Source organism: Halococcus hamelinensis 100A6 (assembly GCF_000336675.1).
GTDB lineage: Archaea > Halobacteriota > Halobacteria > Halobacteriales > Halococcaceae > Halococcus > Halococcus hamelinensis.
Map to the genome: position 1 here is coordinate 76,447 of NZ_AOMB01000043.1, position 17,139 is coordinate 93,585.

A 17,139-nucleotide genomic window follows, 5' to 3' on the forward strand; every position below is an offset into this window, starting at 1 on the left:
ACGCACCGCCACTGCAGACCTCGCCGCGAACCGTAGAACCCGGCATCAAGGGCATCATGCGGTCCCTTCATCGGCCCGCTTATCAAACCTGTCGAAACCGGTCGACGGTGTCACGCCGGTCGAGGTAGGTGGCGACCGCGTACGACATCCACGCCTCACACCACCGCATCAGCGTGACCCGCTTCGTATACCAGCGTTCCTGCCGGTAGAAAAACCGGCCGTCGCCGACGTAGAGCGCCCCGAGCACCCAGCCGATGACGCGCTCGGCCAGCTCGAACTCGCCCGCGAGGCTGAAGACGATGATCCCCTGGGCCGCGGCGTGGATGTCGCGGGGGTAGGCGCTCGACTCGTCCCAGTTCGGCGCGCCGTTCGACTCGAAGAGCTCGTCGCGATAGAACGCGAGCGCGTCGTCGAGAACGTCGGAATACCGGTCCGAACCGGTGAGTTCGGCGTGCCGGAGGAGGGATTCGATGACGAAACCGTTGTGGTGGCTGTCCATCGAGAGGTGGGAGGCCGAGGGCGGGTCGCGGTACATCCAACCCCCTTCCGGGCGCTGGCGCGAGACGACGTAGTCGAGGAGCTTCTCGCCGCGCTCGCGGTGGCCCTCGTCGGGGAACCGGTCGTCGAGTTCGAGCAGGGTGGCCCCGCCGAGCGCGACCGCGTTGAGGGTGAAGTGGTCCGACGACCACGTCGGGACGTACTTCATCCGGGCTCCCTCCTCGATCTCCTCGTACTCCAGGTCCTCGTCGATGAAGTCGGCGACGGAGCGAACGACCGCCGCGTAGTCCGTCTCGCCGTCGTCGAGCCCGGCGTCGTGGGCGGCCAGCAGCGCCCGCACCGCATAGGAGGTCGAGACCATGTCGGGATACTCGGGCAATCCCAGGATGTCGAGGTGCTGGATCTCGTGGCGATGCGCCCCGCAAAAGCCCGCGTAGCCCGGCGTCCGATGCTCGACGAGCCACTCCGCGAGGTCGCGGGCCTCGCGTTCGTAGTCCGGTTCCGCGCTCGACCCCTCGCCGAGAACCCGTCCGGCGGTGAGGTTCGCCATCGTGAACAGCGCGGTGCCCTTGTAGTTCCGGCGCTGTTCGACCAGAAAGAGGGGCCGGACGTTGACCGGCGCGCGCTTGATGGTCTCTTGAACCGCGATGTTGAGCCACTTGTTCTCGACCGGGACGGCCTGCAACAGGCGGCTGCTCATGCCGTCGCCGTAGTCCCAGCCGGTGTAGTCGCGCTCGCGCGCGTACCGAAGCGTCTCGCCGAGAACCCGCCCCGTGACACCCACTCGGGGCTCGCTCGCATCACTCATTTCGTTCCGACCGACACGGTCGCGGTAAATCCATCCATCGGATCCGGATCGGTCGAGATGGTCGGCGAACGGGTCGGAAGAACGGGGAGGAAAGTCGGTCAGCGCGTACGCCGGGCCGCGATGAGGGCCGCGCCGAGGAGCGCGACGACCGCGACCACGGGCCCGAAGCCGGGACCGCCCGCACCGCTGCCGCCGCTCTCGTTGCCCGCGCTGCCGTTACCCTCGCCGCTAGCGTTCCCGCCGGCGGCCTCCGTCGACGCGCCGCCGCTCGCGTTCCCGCTCGTTCCGGCGTCCGCGTCGATGCTGGTGGCCGTCGAGACGGTCTCACCCGTCACGAAGAAGCTGTCGTCCTGGAGGCTGGTGGTACTGTCGTTGTCGAGTCCCACGACCGAGCCGTCGTCGATTCGAGTGACGATGTACTGGCCCTCGCCGAGGTCGGCGGTGTCGATCGTCGTGGAGCCGTTGGCCGCGGTCTGGAACTGGCTCTGGATACCGCCGATGCTCCCGTTGTCGATCGCGTTGACGCGGTAGCTCGTACCGGGCTCCCCGGCGAACAGGAGCCGTTCACCCTGTCGGTACTCCTCGCCGGCGGTGAGCCGGCCGCTCGCGACGAGCGTCGTGACGTAGCCGGTGGCGTTCGCCGGCACGCCGTTGTTCGTGACCACGGCGTCCTGGTCCGGATCGAAGCTCCCGTTGAGCCGCTCGGTCTGGGTGGTGCCGCTCGTCTCGTAGTAGACCACCGCTTCGAGCGGCTGGCTCTGTGTGACCCGGCCACCGAGGTTCACCGAGTAGTTGCGGTCGTCGTACGTCGCGAGGATCGGCCGGGTGTTGCCGACCAGCTCCCCGCGCGAGCCGTCGTCGTTCTGCTTGAAGACGGCGACGTAGCCTGCGTTCGGCACCACGCCGGTGATGTTGACCGACTGGTTCGCGGCGAACTGCGAGGCGCTCTGGTTCGGGAAGGAGATGTTGGCGGCGACCACCTCGTAGCTGACCGGCACCGGGCCGTCGGTTCCGCCGTCGGCCCCGGTCGTCGAGACCCCGATGGCGTAGCTATCGGACGAGGAGGGCGTCGTCACGTTGCCGACGTCGGCGATGATCCGGTCGCCGGGCTGGACCCCCACCGGCTGCTGGAAGTCAAGCGCCAGCCGTCCGTTACCCTGTTTCGAGACCTGATACGCGGTCACCGGCTCGACGCCCGTGCCGTTCGAGACGTAGACCGAGACGTCGCTCGAACTCACGTTGCCGAGGTTGCCGTCGAATCCGTCGCTCGCCGCGTAGTTGAGCGTCATCGACCCCATCCCGTTCTGGGCGATGGCGTCGCCCTGCTGGACGGTGACCGACACCGGGAAGGAGTCGACGGTGGTGCCCGGCGAGTGCGGGAACGGAGCGGAGGAGCTCGCGTTAAGCGCGGCCGCCGGCCCGCTGACGGTCGCCGCACCGGCCAGTCCGGTGAGCAGTGCCACTGCGATGATGAGTACGGTACGCCGCGTCGTCATGGATATGCGCTTGTCTGCCTCATTGTCGTACGGTTCGGGACCCACACGCGATTTCCGATGGACCGCGCGCGATGGTCGTCGATCCGGATCTCACTCCAGAAGGGCTTTGTTATCCTCATCATACCCGCCGCCGAAGGCCGGGTCGAGTTCGAAACGAGACGGAAAAATCGAAGCGGACGATTCAGCGTCGCCGAGTCGCGATGAGGGCCGCGCCGAGGAGCGCGACCACCGCGACCACGACGCCGAAGCCGGGTCCGCCCGCACCGCTGCCGCCACCGCTCTCGTTGCCGTTGCTCGCGTTGCCGTCACCGCCGGCCTGCGTCGACTCGCCGCCCGCCGCACCGGCCGCCGTCGATTCACCGCTCGTGGCGGCCGTCGATCCGCCGGCCGTCGCCGCCGTGCTCGCGTCGCTGGTCGTGGCGAGCTGCTGGCCGGTGATCACGAAGCTGTCGTCGCCCGGACCGGTGGTGCTGTCGTTGTCGAGCCCCACGATCGAGCCGTCGTCGACCCGCGAGATCGCGTACTGACCCTGTTCGAGGTCGGCGGTGTCGATCACCGCGGTGCCGTTGGCCGCGGTCTCGAAGTTGGTCACGCTCGACCCGAGGCTGCCGTTGTCGACCGTGCTGACCTGGTAGCTCGTCGAGGGCTCGCCCTGGGAGAACAGGAGGCGCGCGCCCTGGTCGTACTCGTCACCCGCCGCCACCTGGGCGTCGACGTCGAGCGTCGAGACCTGTGCCGTCGCGTTCACGAGGGTGCCGTTGACGACGAGTCGGTCGTCCTGGGTCGGGTCGAAGGACTCCTCCTCACGGAGGGTCTGCGAGCGACCCTCGGACTCGGTGTACGCGACCGCGACGACCTCCTGGCTCTCGGAGATGTTGTTGCCGACGTCCACCGTGTACGACTGCGGCGTCGTGTTGTCGGAGACGTTGGTCGAGCCCACCAGCTGGTCGGGCGAGCCGTCAGGGCCCGTGGTGAACAGCCCGACGTAGCCGCTGCCCGGCACCGCCGCCGAGACGTTGAGGCTCTGGGAGTCGTCGAACTGTGAGACGCTCTGGTTCGAGAGCGAGATCGCGGGCTGGCTCAGCGGGTAGCTGTCGGTCGCCGTGGGACCATCGCTCGCACCCGAGGGGTCCGTGAAGGTGGCGTTGACAGTGTAATCGCCGGGCTGGTTCGGCGTGGTGAAGTTGCCGACCTTGAACGCCACCTCGGCACCCGTTCCGGGGCTGTCCGAGGCGAACTGCGGCTGGACCGGCCGCGGGAGCTGGATCGTGAGCTCCTTGCCGTTGGCGCTCGTGGAGGTGTTGATACCGGCCACGTCGACGATCGAGCTCTGCCGGTTGGCGATCTCGATGCGCTCGCCGCCCCGGATCACCATGAAGATGTCGTCGTCGGTCACGTTCTCGAAGCTCCCGGACTCGGTCCGGAGGGTGACCGTGTCGATGCCGTTCTCAGCCACGGTGTCGTTCGGTCGGGCGACGTAGACGAACGTGCCGAGCGTGTCCGACCCCGGGGTCTGTGGGTACGTCGCCGCCGCACCCGAGTCGAGCGCGGCCGCCGACCCGGCGAAGCCGACCGTCCCGACTACCGCCGAAAGCACTACCACCACCGCTACCGTTAGACTGCGTTTGGTTCCTGTCATCTGTGTTGAATCCGCCAGTTCGTCGGGCGTATCGAATGATACCCCGTAGGCCTGTGGTATATCACTGACGGCTCGGACCCGACCTGTGTTCAGTTCCCTCTCGGAAGTAATTTTTCCGCACAGCCTTCTTCTCCAGCGTCGGCGGGCAGTACCGCCCCGATCCGGGGATCGTCGCCGGGTCGAGGCCGAACCGACGACGACCTTTTCACGAGATTCGACCGACGTGTTTAGAAGCATCGGGGTCGTCGGTCCAGCCAACGGTACATGAACCACCTCTTTTTTACGAACACCCCCGCTCACGTTCATCTCTACAAACACGCCATCAACGCCCTCGAATCGCGCGGTCACGACGTCCTAGTGCTCGGCCGTGATTACGGCGTCACGAAACCCCTCCTCGATTACTACGACCTGCCCTACCGGCTCTACGGCCGGCTGGCGACCACGAAGTGGTCACTGGTGCGCCAGCTTCCCGCCCACTACTGGTCGATACTCCGGCAGACGCGGCGATACGACCCGGACACGGTCTTCGGGATGGGAGCCTACGCGGCCCACGCCGGCGCGCTCTCGCGGACGCCCGTGACGCTGATCTTGGACTCCGAACCCACCTCGCTCGACCACGCCGTCTCGCGGCCCTTCGCCGACACCATTCTCACGCCCTACGCCTTCGGGAAGGACCTCGGCCCGAACCACTACCGCTTTCGCGGGTTCAAGGAGTCGGCCTACCTCCACCCGGACGTCTTCACGCCGCGCGACGACATCCGCGAGAAGCTCGGCGTCGGGCCGGACGAACGCTACGTGATCTGCCGGCTCAACGCCTTCGGCTCCCACCACGACGTGAGCCAGTCGGGGATCGGACCGAGGAAACGCCGCCAGCTGGTCGAACGCCTCGCGCCCCACGCGACGGTGTTCGTCTCTGACGAGGGCGGCAAGATGTGCTTCGACGACGTCGACGCACGGCCGTTCGACCTCCACCCGGGGCTGCTCCACGACGCCCTCGCCGAGGCCTCGCTCCTCGTCGCCGACACCCAGACGATGGTGACCGAGGCCGCCCTGCTCGGGACCCCCGCGATCCGGTCGAACTCCTTCGTCGGCGAGTCGGACATGGGCAACTTCATCGAACTCGAACGCGAGGGGCTGATCTACAACATCGCCTCGTTCGACGCCGCGCTCGACCGGGCGTGCTCGCTGCTCGACGACGATTCGGTCGCGGCGCGGTGGGCGGAGAAGCGCGACGCCTACATGGCCGACATGGTGAACCTCACCGACGTCATCGTCGACCTCGCCACCAACCCCGACGGGCCGTCGGCGGTCGAGGGGCTCTCGCGCGACGACGCACCGGCCTACCGCCGTGGGACGCCGACGGTAGAACACTGACGGCCGACGCTCGGGAAAAGACGTGCGCGGGGCGGGACCTGCCCACGTTCTACTGGAGGGAACGAGCGCGGAAGGCGTCTATCCGAACAGTCGGTCGGCGACGCCGTTCACCAGTTGATAGCCTTCCTTCGCGGCCGCCATCGCGGCCCCGCCGGACTCGATGGTGTAGGAGGGCACGAGGTCCGCGCCGAACTTCGCCTTGTACCGACAGAGGTGTTCGGTGTTCGCCCCAACGAGGTCGTACTCGTGGACCGAGCCCAGGGGCGGGTCGGCGACGACGTCCTCGATCAGCCGCCAGTGGAGCAGGCTGTTGACCCCGGAGTTGCCGCCCGAGCGCGCGCCGCCGAGCCAGTAGTAGGCCGCGTCGTTCGAGTAGAGCGCGATGATCCCGCCCTCGTAGGCACCGTCCTCGCGCGCGACGTAGACCCGACATCGCTCGTCGAGGCTCGTCACGAGGTCCTCGACGTACGCCCAGGTCGGCCCGAAGTGTTCGTCCTGTTCGGCGTACCGAGCCGCGACGTCGTCGTAGACCTCCCGGGCGGCTTCGACGGTGTTCTCGGGCGTCTCGACCGCGACCGCCGACTCCTCCGCCGACCCGATCTCGCGTCGGAGGCTCCGGCTGAACGATTTCAGGACCTCGTCGGACGAGCGCTCGTCGAGCGGGAGCCGGTAGGTGAAGGTCGGGTCGACCGAGAGCCCCTCCCAGCGGTAGGGTCGCGGGTCCGGGTAGGCGGGGTGGCCGACGAATCGAACCAGCGTCCGGGGGTCGTCGGCTTCTATCGCGTCGAGCAGGCCGGCGGTGAACTCGCGGTTGACCTTCTCGCGTTTGCGTCGTTTCGGGCTCGTCGGCATCACCAGCGGGCCGAGACCCGGGATCGCCATCCCCGGCGGCGGCGAGGAGACCACCCGCAGCCCCGCGACCCGCCGGACGAACAGCGGGACCATCCCCACGAGCTGCTCGCCACGGTAGCCGCCGACGAGGAGTCGGTCGCCCGCGGCGTGGCGGTCGAGCACGTCGAGGGCTTCGGGGGTGTGAAAGACCTCGAAGCCCGAGGCGGGAAGTCCGGACCCCCAGGTGTCGAGGTCGAGCCGCTCGAATCTCATGGCCGGATCGGAGCGAGGTAGCTGCCGTTCATCGTGGGATTTTCACTCCGGCGACCCGATAAAGCGTTTCCCTTTCGCCGCTCAGTCGATGAGTTCGGGCGTGGCGTCGCCCGGTGTCGTGTCGTCGGAGGACCCGTTCACACGGTCGAGATACGCACCCGGCGAACCGACCCACGCGTCCATCTCCAGGGCGCGCTCGACGAGGCGCTCGTAGAGGTCGCGATAGCCCGGGAAGTCGGGACCGACATACCGGGGATGCCAGAGCACGGTCATCACGGCGTCGTTCGCGGCCGCCTCTTCGAGGAGTCGCTCGCACTCCCGCCACGCCGCATCGAAGCTCTCGGTTCCCTCGACGAGCGCGACCTCCATGACCGTCAGCGGGAAGACGGCGAACTCGTCGTCGAAGGGGTGGAGGAGGTCGTAGCCGTGTTCGAAGCCGTAGGTGGCGCTCGACCCGAGCGAGCTGTCGTACTCCAGCCCGAGCGCACGGTAGTGGGCCCAGGTGTCGGGGCCGCGACGCAGGAAGTGTTGTCGGCCGCCCCGCACCGGATGGCCGACGACGCCCTCGATCCGCTCCTTTTCGGCCCGGAGCCGCTCGCGGTCGTCGGCGGTGTCGTAGGAGCCGTGGAGGCCGACCTCCCAGCCGCCGTCGTCGAGCGCGTCGATGACGTTCGCCATCCGCGGGGCCTCGACGTCGTACCGGCCGAGGTGTTCGAGCCAGTAGCGGGGTCGGAACCACTTCGAGGGATGGTGTTCCCCGAGTCCCGGCTCCGAGAGGAAGTAGAACGCCGACCGAACGCCAAAACGTTCCTCGATCCCCATCAGCGTCTCGAACTGCCAGTAGGGGTCGTTGCCGAGTCGGAGCGCGTCGAGACGACCCGGGTCGCGTTCGCGGATCGCGTCGTAGACGGCCTGGTAGGTCTTGTACGGCCGGTCGACGTCGTGGGTGAGACAGAGCGCGAACTCAGCCATCCGACCCGTCCGTCGAACCCGCGTCGCGCTCGATCAGGTCGACCATCCGCTCGGCGGCGTCGCCGTCGCCGTAGAGCTCGGGCTTTTCGGGCAACGACACCGGCGCGGTGAGTTCGCGGGTGATGGCCTCGCGGTCGGCCCCGACGAGGACGTTCCAGCCCGCGTCGATGGTCTCGACCCACTCGGTCTCCTCCCGGAGGGTGACACAGTGGGTATCGAGGAAGAACGCCTCCTTCTGGACGCCGCCGGAGTCGGTGGCGACGCGCTCGGCCCCGTCGAGCAGCCGGACGAAGTCGAGATAGCCCACGGGGTCGATCAGGGTCATCGACGACTCGACCCGCTCGCGCAGGCCGTACTCGTCGAGACACTCCATCGTCCGCGGGTGGATCGGGAAGACGACCTCCCGGTCGAGTTCGCAGAGCGCACCCATGATCGCCGCGAGGCGGTCGGGGTCGTCGGTGTTGCCCGCGCGGTGGACGGTCGCGAGGACGTACTCGCCGTCGGCGAGGTCGTTCGCCGCGAGCACCGTAGAGTGTTCGGCGGCGCGCGAACGCGCCCAGCGGATGGCGTCGTACATCACGTCGCCCGTGAGGTGGACGTTCCCGACCCCCTCCTTCCGGAGGTTCTCGACGCCGCGGCGGGTCGGCGCGAACAGCAGGTCCGAGACGTGGTCGGTGAGCTCGCGGTTGACCTCCTCGGGCATCTCGCGGTTGTAGCTCCGCAGGCCCGCCTCGACGTGGGCCAGCCGGGCGTCGGTCTTGGCGGTCACGACCGCGCTCGCGAGCGTGGAGTTGGTGTCGCCGTAGACCACGACCGCGTCGGGCTCCTCGCGCTCGACGAGTTCGCCGAACCGGGTCACGATCCGGCCGGTCTGCTCGCCTTGAGTGCCCGAGCCGACCCCGAGGTTGTACTCCGGGGTCGGGATGTCGAGCTCCTCGAAGAAGACGTCCGACATCGACTCGGAGTAGTGCTGGCCGGTGTGGACCAGCACCTCCTCGTGGCGTTCGCGGAGCACGCGCGAGACCGGGAAGGCCTTCACGAACTGCGGGCGCGCGCCCACGACCGAGACGACCTTCATCGTTCGACCTCGGTTCGCCGCGGGTCGTCGTCGCCGAACCGGTCCTCGTCCACCACTTCGAGCCCCGCGTTGGCCTGGAGGTCGTAGGCCATCGCCACCGAGACGGCGATGCCGCCGACGACGAGCAGGAGCATCGAGAGCCCGCCCCGGAGGAAGAGCTCGCCGGGACCGAACGCGCTCGCGACCGTCACGAGGAGACCGAGCAGCCCGGTGAGCCCGCTCACGACGCCGAAGAAGTAGAGCAGGACCAGCGGGTGGAAGCTGTAGATGACGTACTGTAACACCAGCCGCCGGACGAAGTTGCGCGCGAGCAGCGTCGAGAGCTTCGGGATGAAGGTCGAGTAGCGGATACCGCTCTGTTCGTCGCCGTAGACCGCGGGATGGGAGACGTCCGCAACCCGGAAGTCGTGTACGTTGAGGGTCGTGAGCATATCGTTCAGGAAACCGTAATCGTCGTAGAGCGAATCGAGGTCGATCCGCGAGAGCGCCTCGTAGGAGACGGCGGTGAAGCCGTTCTGGGGGTCGCTCATCCGCCAGTAGCCGCTGGATATCTTGGTGAGATACGTGAGCAGGGAGTTGCCGAAGAAGCGCCAGTTCGACATCTCCGAGCGGTCGCGGTGGAGGAGCCGGGTTCCCTTCGCGTAGTCGGCCCAGCCGTCGGCGACGGGTTCGATGATCCGCGCCAGCATGTCGGGGTTCATCTGGCCGTCGGCGTCCATCACCGCGATGACGTCGAGGCCGTCCTCGAGGGCGTGGCGATAGCCCGTCTTGACCGCAGCGCCGCGTCCCCGATTCGTGTCGTGGCGGATCGCCTCGACGACGGTGTCGGCGTACGCGCCGCCGTCGGTGAGCGGCATGCCGCCGGCGCGTTCGCGGTTGGCGCGCTCGGCGTGGCGCTGGATCTCCGCCCAGGTCCCATCGCCCGAGCAGTCGTCGACGGCGTACACCCGGTCGACGAACCCGGGCATCGTCTCGATGACGCGACCCACGAACGCCTCCTCGTTGTGGGCGGGCACCACGACGCCGACTGTCTTCCCGTTATACATCGAGTCCGCTCCCTATCGTATACACTCTGTGGGGTGTTCGGGATAAATCAAGCGTTCCGCGGCCGTCGATGACGACGATCCCCGACTCGAAGCCGTGCCAGTCGACCGCGTCGAACGCTTCGTGGGGGGTCACCATCACCGCCGCGTCGAGGTCGCAGTGGGGGAGGTCCTCGATCCCGGTCGGGGTGGCGTCGAAACGCGAGAAATCGTCGAGCAACGGGTCGACGCAGAACACCTCGGCTCCGGCCTCGCCGAGGCCGTCGACGATCGGCTCGGCCGGCGTCTTCGCGAGTTCGTTCACCCCGGGCCGGTAGGTCAGCCCGAGCACGGCGACGCGCGCGCCGTCGAGGCTCCGGCCCTCGGCCTCGAACTCCTCTTCGAGTTTCCCGACCACGAACCCCGGCATCGAGTCGTTGACGGCGCGGGCAGTCCGCAGGAGCGGCGCGTCCTCGGTCCGGCCGTGTGCGAGGAAGTACGGGTAGTAGGGGATGCAGTGGCCGCCGACGCCCGGACCGGGGTCGTGTATCTCACAGAAGGGCTGTGTGTTCGCGGTCGCGATGGCCTCGGCCACGTCGATCCCGAGGTCGTCGGTGAACCGCGCGAGTTCGTTCGCCAGCGCGATGTTCACGTCGCGATAGACACCCTCGAATAGTTTGACTGCTTCGGCCGTCGCCGCGTCGGAGACCGCGAGCACGCCCTTCGCGTTGATCGCCTCGTATATCGCGGTCGCCGCGCGCGTGCTCGCGTCGTCGACCCCGCCGACGACCTTCGGGTAGGCCCCCCGGATGTCTTCGAGGGCGCGCCCGCTCGACGTGCGCTCGGGACAGAACGCGAGGCCGAACTCGCCCATCGAGAGGCCCGTCTCGCGTTCGAGCAGGGGGCCCACCACCTCGCGACAGGTCTTCGGCGGCACCGTACACTCCACCACCACGAGGTCGCCCGCCGCGAGGCCGGTCGCGACGTCCTCGACGACTGATTCGAGGATCGAGAGGTCGGGCGCGTTCCCGGCGTCGAGCTTCGTCGGGACGATGAGGACGTGGACGTCCGCCATCGCCGCGGCCTCCTGGTTGGTGGTCGCCCGGAGCGCGCCGTCGGCGGCCAGATCCGCCACGAGGTCGTCGAGCCCCGGTTCGCCCGTGACGTGACACTCGCCGCGGTTCACCGAGTCGACCACGGCGTCGTCGACGTCCGCGCCGACGACGGCCCCGGAGGTCTCGGCGTAGACCGCCGCGAGCGGCAGCCCCATCTTCCCCAGCCCGTAGACCGCGACCGGGAGGTCGCCGTTCTCGAACGCCGTCCGACGGCGCTCGACGGACGCATCGTCGCCGTAGGCGGCGGGCGAGCCGGACGAGCTCATCGGGGGTCGGCCTCTATCGGGTTCGGGTCGGCGAGGCGGTCGATCCGTTTGGCGATCCGGAGGGCGCGAAGCCCGTCCGCAGCGGAGACCACCGGTTCGCGCCCGGTCCGGGCGCACTCGACGAACGAGGCGACCTCCTTTTTGAGCGGTTCGCCGTCGCCGACCACCGGCTGTTCGATGATCCCCTCGTTGCTGTCGATCCCGCGCCGCCACACCCCCGACCGGAACTCCGTGTACGGCGCGTCGTCGGGTTCCGGCGGGGACTGTCGGTGGACGTCGATCGAGCGGTGGATGTAGTCCACGACTATCCAGCAGTCCCGGGCGGTGATCGTGAGCTCGCGGATCTTTCGCTGGGTCACCCGGCTCGCCGTCAGGCTCCCGACCGTCCCCCCGGAGAAGCCGAGTTGGGCGTCGACGTACCGCCCATCCTCGGTGCTGACCGCGTTGACGAGGTCTATCTCGTCGTCGACGAGCGAACAGACCACGTCGATGTCGTGGATCATGAGGTCCATCACTGCGCCGTCCTTGATGTCGCGCTCGCGGGGCGCACCGAGCCGACGGGCGTCGAACGCGAGGATCTCCTCGTCGGCGAGCACGCTCGCGACCGCCTCGATGGCGGGGTTGAACCGCTCGATGTGACCCACCTGGAGCGTCACGCCGCGTTCGTCGGCGAGGTCGCAGAGCTCGCGGCCGTTCTCGGGGTCGGCCACGAACGGCTTCTCGACGAGGACGGCGACGTCCGCCTCGATGCACTCGCGTGCGAGGTCGTAGTGGTAGGCGGTCGGCACCGCGATCGAGACCACGTCGACCGTCGCGAGGAGGTCGGCCCGCGCCCTCGCGTCGGTGTCGTGTCGCGTGGCGACCTCGTTCGCACGTTTCTCGTCGGTGTCCGCGACGCCGACGAGTTCGACGTCGGGGAGTTCGGCGTAGACTCGCGCGTGGTTCTGGCCCATGCTCCCGACGCCGATGACGCCGGCCCGTGTGGTCGCCGCGGCGCTCACGCCTCGACCCCCGCCGCGGCGACCGCGGCGACGACCTCGTCGATGTCGGCCGACGAGAGGGCGGGGTGGACCGGCAACGAGAGCACCTCCCGCGCCGCTCGTTCGGCGACCGGCACGTCGGGGTCGACGTCGTCGTAGACGGGCTGTTCGTGTATCGGAACGGGGTAGTAGACGCCGGTGCCGACCCCCCTGGCTTCGAGGTGGTCGGCGAGCGCGTCGCGGTCGTCGGCGCGGATGGTGTACTGGTGATAGACGTGCCGTCGTCCCGTGGGTTCGACCGGGGTGTCGACCCAGTCGGGGAGCTCCTCGGTGAGTCGGGCGGCGTTCGCGCGCCGTGCCTCGTTGTTCTCGGGGAGGTCCCCGATCTGCACCCGTCCGATGGCGGCCAGCAGACTCGTCATCCGGTAGTTCTGGCCGAGCCTCGTGTGTTCGTAGGCCGCGCCGTCGGCGGTCCGGCCGTGGTTGATGAAGCTCCGTGCGCGGGCGGCCACGTCGGGGTCGTCGGTGAGCACCATGCCGCCCTCGCCGGTGGTCATGTTCTTCGTCGGGTAGAAGGAGAAACACGCGACGTCGCCGAAGGTGCCGACGCGCTCGTCGTCGATCGCCGCCCCGTGGGCCTGGGCGGCGTCCTCGATCACGAGGAGGTCGTGCTCGTCGGCGATCGCCCGCAAGCGGGGCATGTCCGCGGGGAGGCCGAACAGGTGGACCGGGAGGATCGCGTCGACGTCCTGCTCGCGGACGACCCGCTCGACGGCGTCGGGGTCGAGGTTGAACGTCTCGGGGTCGATGTCGGCGAAGACGGGTTCGGCACCTGCGAGCCGTATCGAGTTGGCGCTCGCGATCATCGAGAACGGCGTCGTGACCACGCGGTCGCCGGGGCCGAGGCCGAGCGCCTCGACCGCGGTGTGGAGGGCGGTCGTGCCGTTGGTGGTCGCGATGCCGTGTGTTGCGCCGCAGAAGTCCGCAAACTCGTCTTCGAACGCGCGGACCTCGGGGCCGTCGGCGAGCTGACCGGAGTCGATCACCTCGTCGATACGTGCTTTCTCGCGGTCGCCGAGCTGTGGGTTGGCTATCGGAATCATATGGCGTTCTCACCGGAAAGGGAGTCGGGGAGCGGTTCGTGGCGTGCGGGGACGCCGAGCGCGAGGGTCTCGGGCGGGACGTCGCGGGTGACGACCGCGCCGGCGGCGACGAACGACCCCGCCCCGACGGAGATGCCGGGCAACAGCGTGGCGTTCGCGCCGACCGAGACGCCGTCGTCGAGCGTCGGGCCGGCGAGGTCGGCCTCGCGGCGGACGGGATGGGGGTCGTTCGTGAGAACGGCTCGCGGGCCGACGAACACCTGGGACCCGACCGTCGTGTTCGTCGGGAGGTAGACGCCGGTCTGGAGGCTGACGTGCGAGCCGATCGTGGTCGTGCCGTCGATCACCGCGTCGGTGCCCACCAGGACGTCGTCGCCGATACGGGTGTCCTCGCGAACGAGGGCGTTGTGGCCCGTGGTGAAGCCGTCGCCGACCTCGACGTCGGCGTAGACGATGGTGCCGGCGCGAACCGTGGCGTCGTCGCCGAGTCTGGCCGGCGGGGCGTCGGGGTCGTGTGAGTAGCCGACGGTCGCGCCGTCGTCGATGGTCGCGTTCGCTCCGGTTCGGGCGCGTGTTTCTCCCGTCACGGCCGTACACCTCGGTCGCGGGTCGTGCGAACCGGGTCGGCGATCCGTGCGGGGACACGTGGCTCCACCGGGACGAGTACCGTCGTTGGAGGGGGGGAGTGGTCGGTCATCGGTGGGCGGTTTCGGTCAGGACGATCGAGTGACTGTCACTGCGTGTGGTCTCGTCCGGGTAGAGTCCGTTCTCACATATGTGTTTTCCCATCCGATAGCCAGCACCGACCGGTTCGGGACACGAGGCGGCGCGGGCCCGCCGGGACCCGACAACGGCGGTCCGTTTCGGCGGGCCGTTCCCGTCGGATCGGTAGATTCACGGCCGGCGACCGGATTAGGGCGCACAACCGACGCATGGCCACGGACCACACCCCGACCGACCCCGCCGGCGGACGGACCGACGGATGAAGACGCTGCTCGTCGGGCTGGACGCAGCGTGTGAGCCGGTGTTCGAGACGCTCGCAGCCCAGGGTGCCGACCTCCCCGCGATCGACGGGATCCGCGCCGACGGGGCGAGCGGGCCGCTCGAATCCCAGATCCCGCCGTGGACCCCGAGCGCCTGGCCGTCGCTCTACACCGGCGTGAACCCGGGTAAACACGGCGTCTACGGCTTCCTCGACTTCGAGGGCTACGACTGGGACGTCGTGAACGCGACCCACGTCCGCGAGCGCGCGCTCTGGGAACTCCTCGATACGGAGGGAACGAGCAGCGTGGTCGTCAACGTGCCCGTCACCCACCCCCCGCGGGAGTTCGACGGCGCGTTGATCCCCGGCTACACCGCCCCCGACTCGCCGACGTGCCAGCCCGAGGGGCTCCTCGACGAGGTTCGGCGCGAGATCGGCGGCTACCGGGTCTATCCCCGCCACACCGGCGGCGGGGAGACGACCGCCGAGGAGAAGGTCGCGGAGTACCGCGAGACGGTCCGAATGCGCGGCGAGGCCTTTCGGTATCTCGCGGACCGGTTCGACCCCGAGTTCGGCTTCGTCCAGTTCCAGAACACCGACACCGTCTTTCACGAGTGTCCGGGCGACCGCGACGCGCTTCGGGCGGTCTACGAGGCGGTCGACGACCAGATCGGCGCGACCCTCGAATCGTGCGACCCGGACGTCGTGGTGCTGGCGAGCGACCACGGCATCGGGAAGTACGAGGGCTACGACGTGCGCGTGAACACCCTCCTCCGCGAGGAAGGATTCGTCGAGACCACACAGGGCGGCGGGATGCCCTCGTGGGACGTCATCCGGGACGAGGAGTTCCTCGACGACCGTGCCGAGAGTGACGATGGAAATGCGCTCCTCGAACGCGCGATGGGGCTGGCGACGCGCGCAGGGGTCACCAGCCAGCGGGTCGACGCCGCGCTCTCGCGGCTCGGCCTCGCGGAGTTCGTCGTGCGCCACGTCCCGAAGTCGATGGTCCGCGCCGGCACCGAGGGGGTCGATTTCCCGCGTTCGACCGCCTACGCCCGCTCGCACATCGAGTGTGGCGTCCGGCTCAACGTCGCGGGTCGCGACCCCGAGGGTGTGGTGGCTCCCGAGGAGTACGACGCGGTTCGGGAACGGCTGGTCGAGCTGTTGTCTGGGGTCGAAACGCCGGACGGGGAGCCGGCCTTCGACGACGTCGCACCGCGTGAAGAGTACTTCGAGGGGCCGCACGTCGAGCACGCGGTCGACATCGTGCTCGTGCCGCGTGCGTTCGACAACTTCCTCGCGACGGGGCTCCGCGAGTCGGTGTTCGGGCCGCCCACCGAACCCTACAACCACAAACGCGACGGTTTCGTTGCCGTCTCGGGGGCGGGCGTCGACGCCGACGCGTCGCTCGACGGGGCGCACCTGTTCGACGTCGCCCCGACGGTGCTCGCGGCGCTCGGCCTCCCGCGCGGCGACCACATGGACGGCGAGGTGCTGCCGGTGGTGGAGGCCGCCGGCGAGCGGACGTACCCGGAGTTCGAACCGCGAACGCGCGAATCGACCGACGAGCGGGCCGTCGAAGCACGACTCTCGGACCTTGGATACCTCGAATGAGCATCACCATCAGGAACGCGACGGACGACGATCTGGAACAGTGGGATTCGTACGTGGACCGGTCACCGCACGCGAACCCCTTTCACTACCGGAGGAGCCTCGCGGCGCTCGCCGACTACGCGAACGCCGAGTGCCACCACCTGGTCGGCTACAAGGGCCAGGAGGTCGTGGGGATCTTCCCCGTCTTCGAGGTCACGCGGTTCGGGGTCTCGACCGCCTTCTCGCCCCCGCCGGGCCTCCTCGTACCGTATCTCGGCCCCGCCCTCCTCAACATGGGGAAGCTCAAACAGCGCAAACGCGAGCGCCGTCACGAGCGCTTCGTCGACGGCTGTTTCGAGTGGATCGACAAGGTGGTCGACCCGCGCTACACCCACGTCCGGAGCGATTATCGCTACACGGACCTCCGGCCGCTCGAATGGAACGAGATGCGGGTCTCGCTCGGGCACACCTACACGGTGGACCTCTCGGTTGGCGAAGACGCGCTGTTGAAACGGTTCAGCTCCGACGCCCGGAGCAACGTCCGCGACGGCCCGCCCGAGAACTGCGTGGTCGAGGAGGGCGGCGAACGCGCGATCCGCCGGATCGTCACCCAGGTCTACCGGCGCTACGAGTCCCAGGGTAAGTCCTACGGCGTCACGCCGGGGCTCGTGCTCGCCCTCCGCGACGGGCTCGACGAGGGCCGCCTCCGGCCCTACGTCTGCCGGGTCGACGGTCGGTTCGCCGGCGGGATGATAACCCTCGAAGACGACGACACGATCTACCGGTGGCAGGGCGGCGCGAAACACGACGCGGGCGTCCCGGTGAACGACCTCGTCGACTGGCACATCATGCGCGACGCGATGGACCGCGGGATCGATTCCTACGACCTCGTGGGAGCCGACGAACGCCGACTCAATCGGTACAAAGCGAAGTTCGACCCCGAACTCAGGACCTACCACGAGGCCGAGCGCGCGGGCCCCGCGATGGCGCTGGTGCGCGAGGCCTACACTCGGTTGCAGTAACGCGGTCTAAGGGGATTGACGAGTTTTCGATAGCGCCACGAATCGTCGTCGGTGCCGTCCTCGACCTGTGCTTCGTCCCGAGCGCCC

The 17,139-nt window shown here is 68.8% G+C and carries 14 protein-coding genes; 3 read left to right on the forward strand and 11 right to left on the reverse strand.

Translation table 11 applies throughout. The features are described from left to right. Positions 1-82 precede the first annotated feature (82 nt). From C447_RS16145 to C447_RS16155, 3 genes are all read right to left on the reverse strand, one after another. Positions 83-1,306, reverse strand: coding sequence for a prenyltransferase/squalene oxidase repeat-containing protein (locus C447_RS16145; protein ID WP_007695810.1), 1,224 nt, complete (start codon positions 1,304-1,306; stop codon positions 83-85). A gap of 98 nt (positions 1,307-1,404) precedes the next feature. Beyond that, a complete protein-coding gene (locus tag C447_RS16150; protein WP_007695811.1) occupies positions 1,405-2,802 on the reverse strand; it encodes a PGF-CTERM sorting domain-containing protein in 1,398 nt (465 codons plus the stop codon). Positions 2,803-2,983: 181 nt separating this feature from the next. Then, the gene (locus C447_RS16155; RefSeq protein WP_007695812.1) at positions 2,984-4,399 is read right to left on the reverse strand and encodes a PGF-CTERM sorting domain-containing protein; all 1,416 of its coding nucleotides are present in this window, start codon (positions 4,397-4,399) and stop codon (positions 2,984-2,986) included. A 306-nt stretch (positions 4,400-4,705) separates the two neighbouring features. On the opposite strand from C447_RS16155, the gene C447_RS16160 reads away from it, so the two are divergent. Beyond that, complete coding sequence (locus tag C447_RS16160) at positions 4,706-5,815, forward strand: DUF354 domain-containing protein (RefSeq protein WP_007695813.1); 1,110 nt, start codon at positions 4,706-4,708, stop codon at positions 5,813-5,815. 78 nt (positions 5,816-5,893) lie between these two features. On the opposite strand, the gene C447_RS16165 is transcribed toward C447_RS16160, so the two are convergent. From C447_RS16165 to C447_RS16200, 8 genes are all read right to left on the reverse strand, one after another. Beyond that, a complete protein-coding gene (locus C447_RS16165; protein ID WP_007695814.1) occupies positions 5,894-6,919 on the reverse strand; it encodes a GNAT family N-acetyltransferase in 1,026 nt (341 codons plus the stop codon). Positions 6,920-7,000: 81 nt separating this feature from the next. Then, positions 7,001-7,891: a polysaccharide deacetylase family protein gene (locus tag C447_RS16170; protein WP_007695816.1), complete on the reverse strand. Its 891-nt coding sequence runs from the start codon at positions 7,889-7,891 to the stop codon at positions 7,001-7,003. Next, positions 7,884-8,969, reverse strand: coding sequence for a non-hydrolyzing UDP-N-acetylglucosamine 2-epimerase (gene wecB / locus C447_RS16175; RefSeq protein WP_007695817.1), 1,086 nt, complete (start codon positions 8,967-8,969; stop codon positions 7,884-7,886). The genes C447_RS16170 and wecB overlap by 8 nt, the downstream gene beginning before the upstream one ends. After that, entirely contained in the window at positions 8,966-10,015 is a 1,050-nt protein-coding gene (locus C447_RS16180) for a glycosyltransferase family 2 protein (protein WP_007695818.1), read from the reverse strand. The genes wecB and C447_RS16180 overlap by 4 nt, the downstream gene beginning before the upstream one ends. Continuing rightward, positions 10,008-11,372, reverse strand: a complete 1,365-nt coding sequence (locus tag C447_RS16185; RefSeq protein ID WP_007695819.1) for a nucleotide sugar dehydrogenase — start codon at positions 11,370-11,372, stop codon at positions 10,008-10,010. Before C447_RS16185 ends, C447_RS16180 begins: the two co-directional genes overlap by 8 nt. Further along, the gene (locus tag C447_RS16190; RefSeq protein WP_007695820.1) at positions 11,369-12,373 is read right to left on the reverse strand and encodes a Gfo/Idh/MocA family protein; all 1,005 of its coding nucleotides are present in this window, start codon (positions 12,371-12,373) and stop codon (positions 11,369-11,371) included. The genes C447_RS16185 and C447_RS16190 overlap by 4 nt, the downstream gene beginning before the upstream one ends. Further along, complete coding sequence (locus C447_RS16195) at positions 12,370-13,455, reverse strand: DegT/DnrJ/EryC1/StrS family aminotransferase (RefSeq protein ID WP_007695821.1); 1,086 nt, start codon at positions 13,453-13,455, stop codon at positions 12,370-12,372. Before C447_RS16195 ends, C447_RS16190 begins: the two co-directional genes overlap by 4 nt. Further along, entirely contained in the window at positions 13,452-14,042 is a 591-nt protein-coding gene (locus C447_RS16200) for an N-acetyltransferase (RefSeq protein ID WP_007695822.1), read from the reverse strand. Before C447_RS16200 ends, C447_RS16195 begins: the two co-directional genes overlap by 4 nt. A 395-nt stretch (positions 14,043-14,437) precedes the next feature. On the opposite strand from C447_RS16200, the gene C447_RS16205 reads away from it, so the two are divergent. Together C447_RS16205 and C447_RS16210 are read left to right on the forward strand one after the other, a co-directional pair. Continuing rightward, a complete protein-coding gene (locus C447_RS16205) occupies positions 14,438-16,051 on the forward strand; it encodes an alkaline phosphatase family protein (protein ID WP_007695824.1) in 1,614 nt (537 codons plus the stop codon). After that, the gene (locus tag C447_RS16210) at positions 16,048-17,052 is read left to right on the forward strand and encodes a GNAT family N-acetyltransferase (RefSeq protein WP_007695826.1); all 1,005 of its coding nucleotides are present in this window, start codon (positions 16,048-16,050) and stop codon (positions 17,050-17,052) included. Before C447_RS16205 ends, C447_RS16210 begins: the two co-directional genes overlap by 4 nt. The last annotated feature ends 87 nt before the right edge of the window (positions 17,053-17,139 follow it).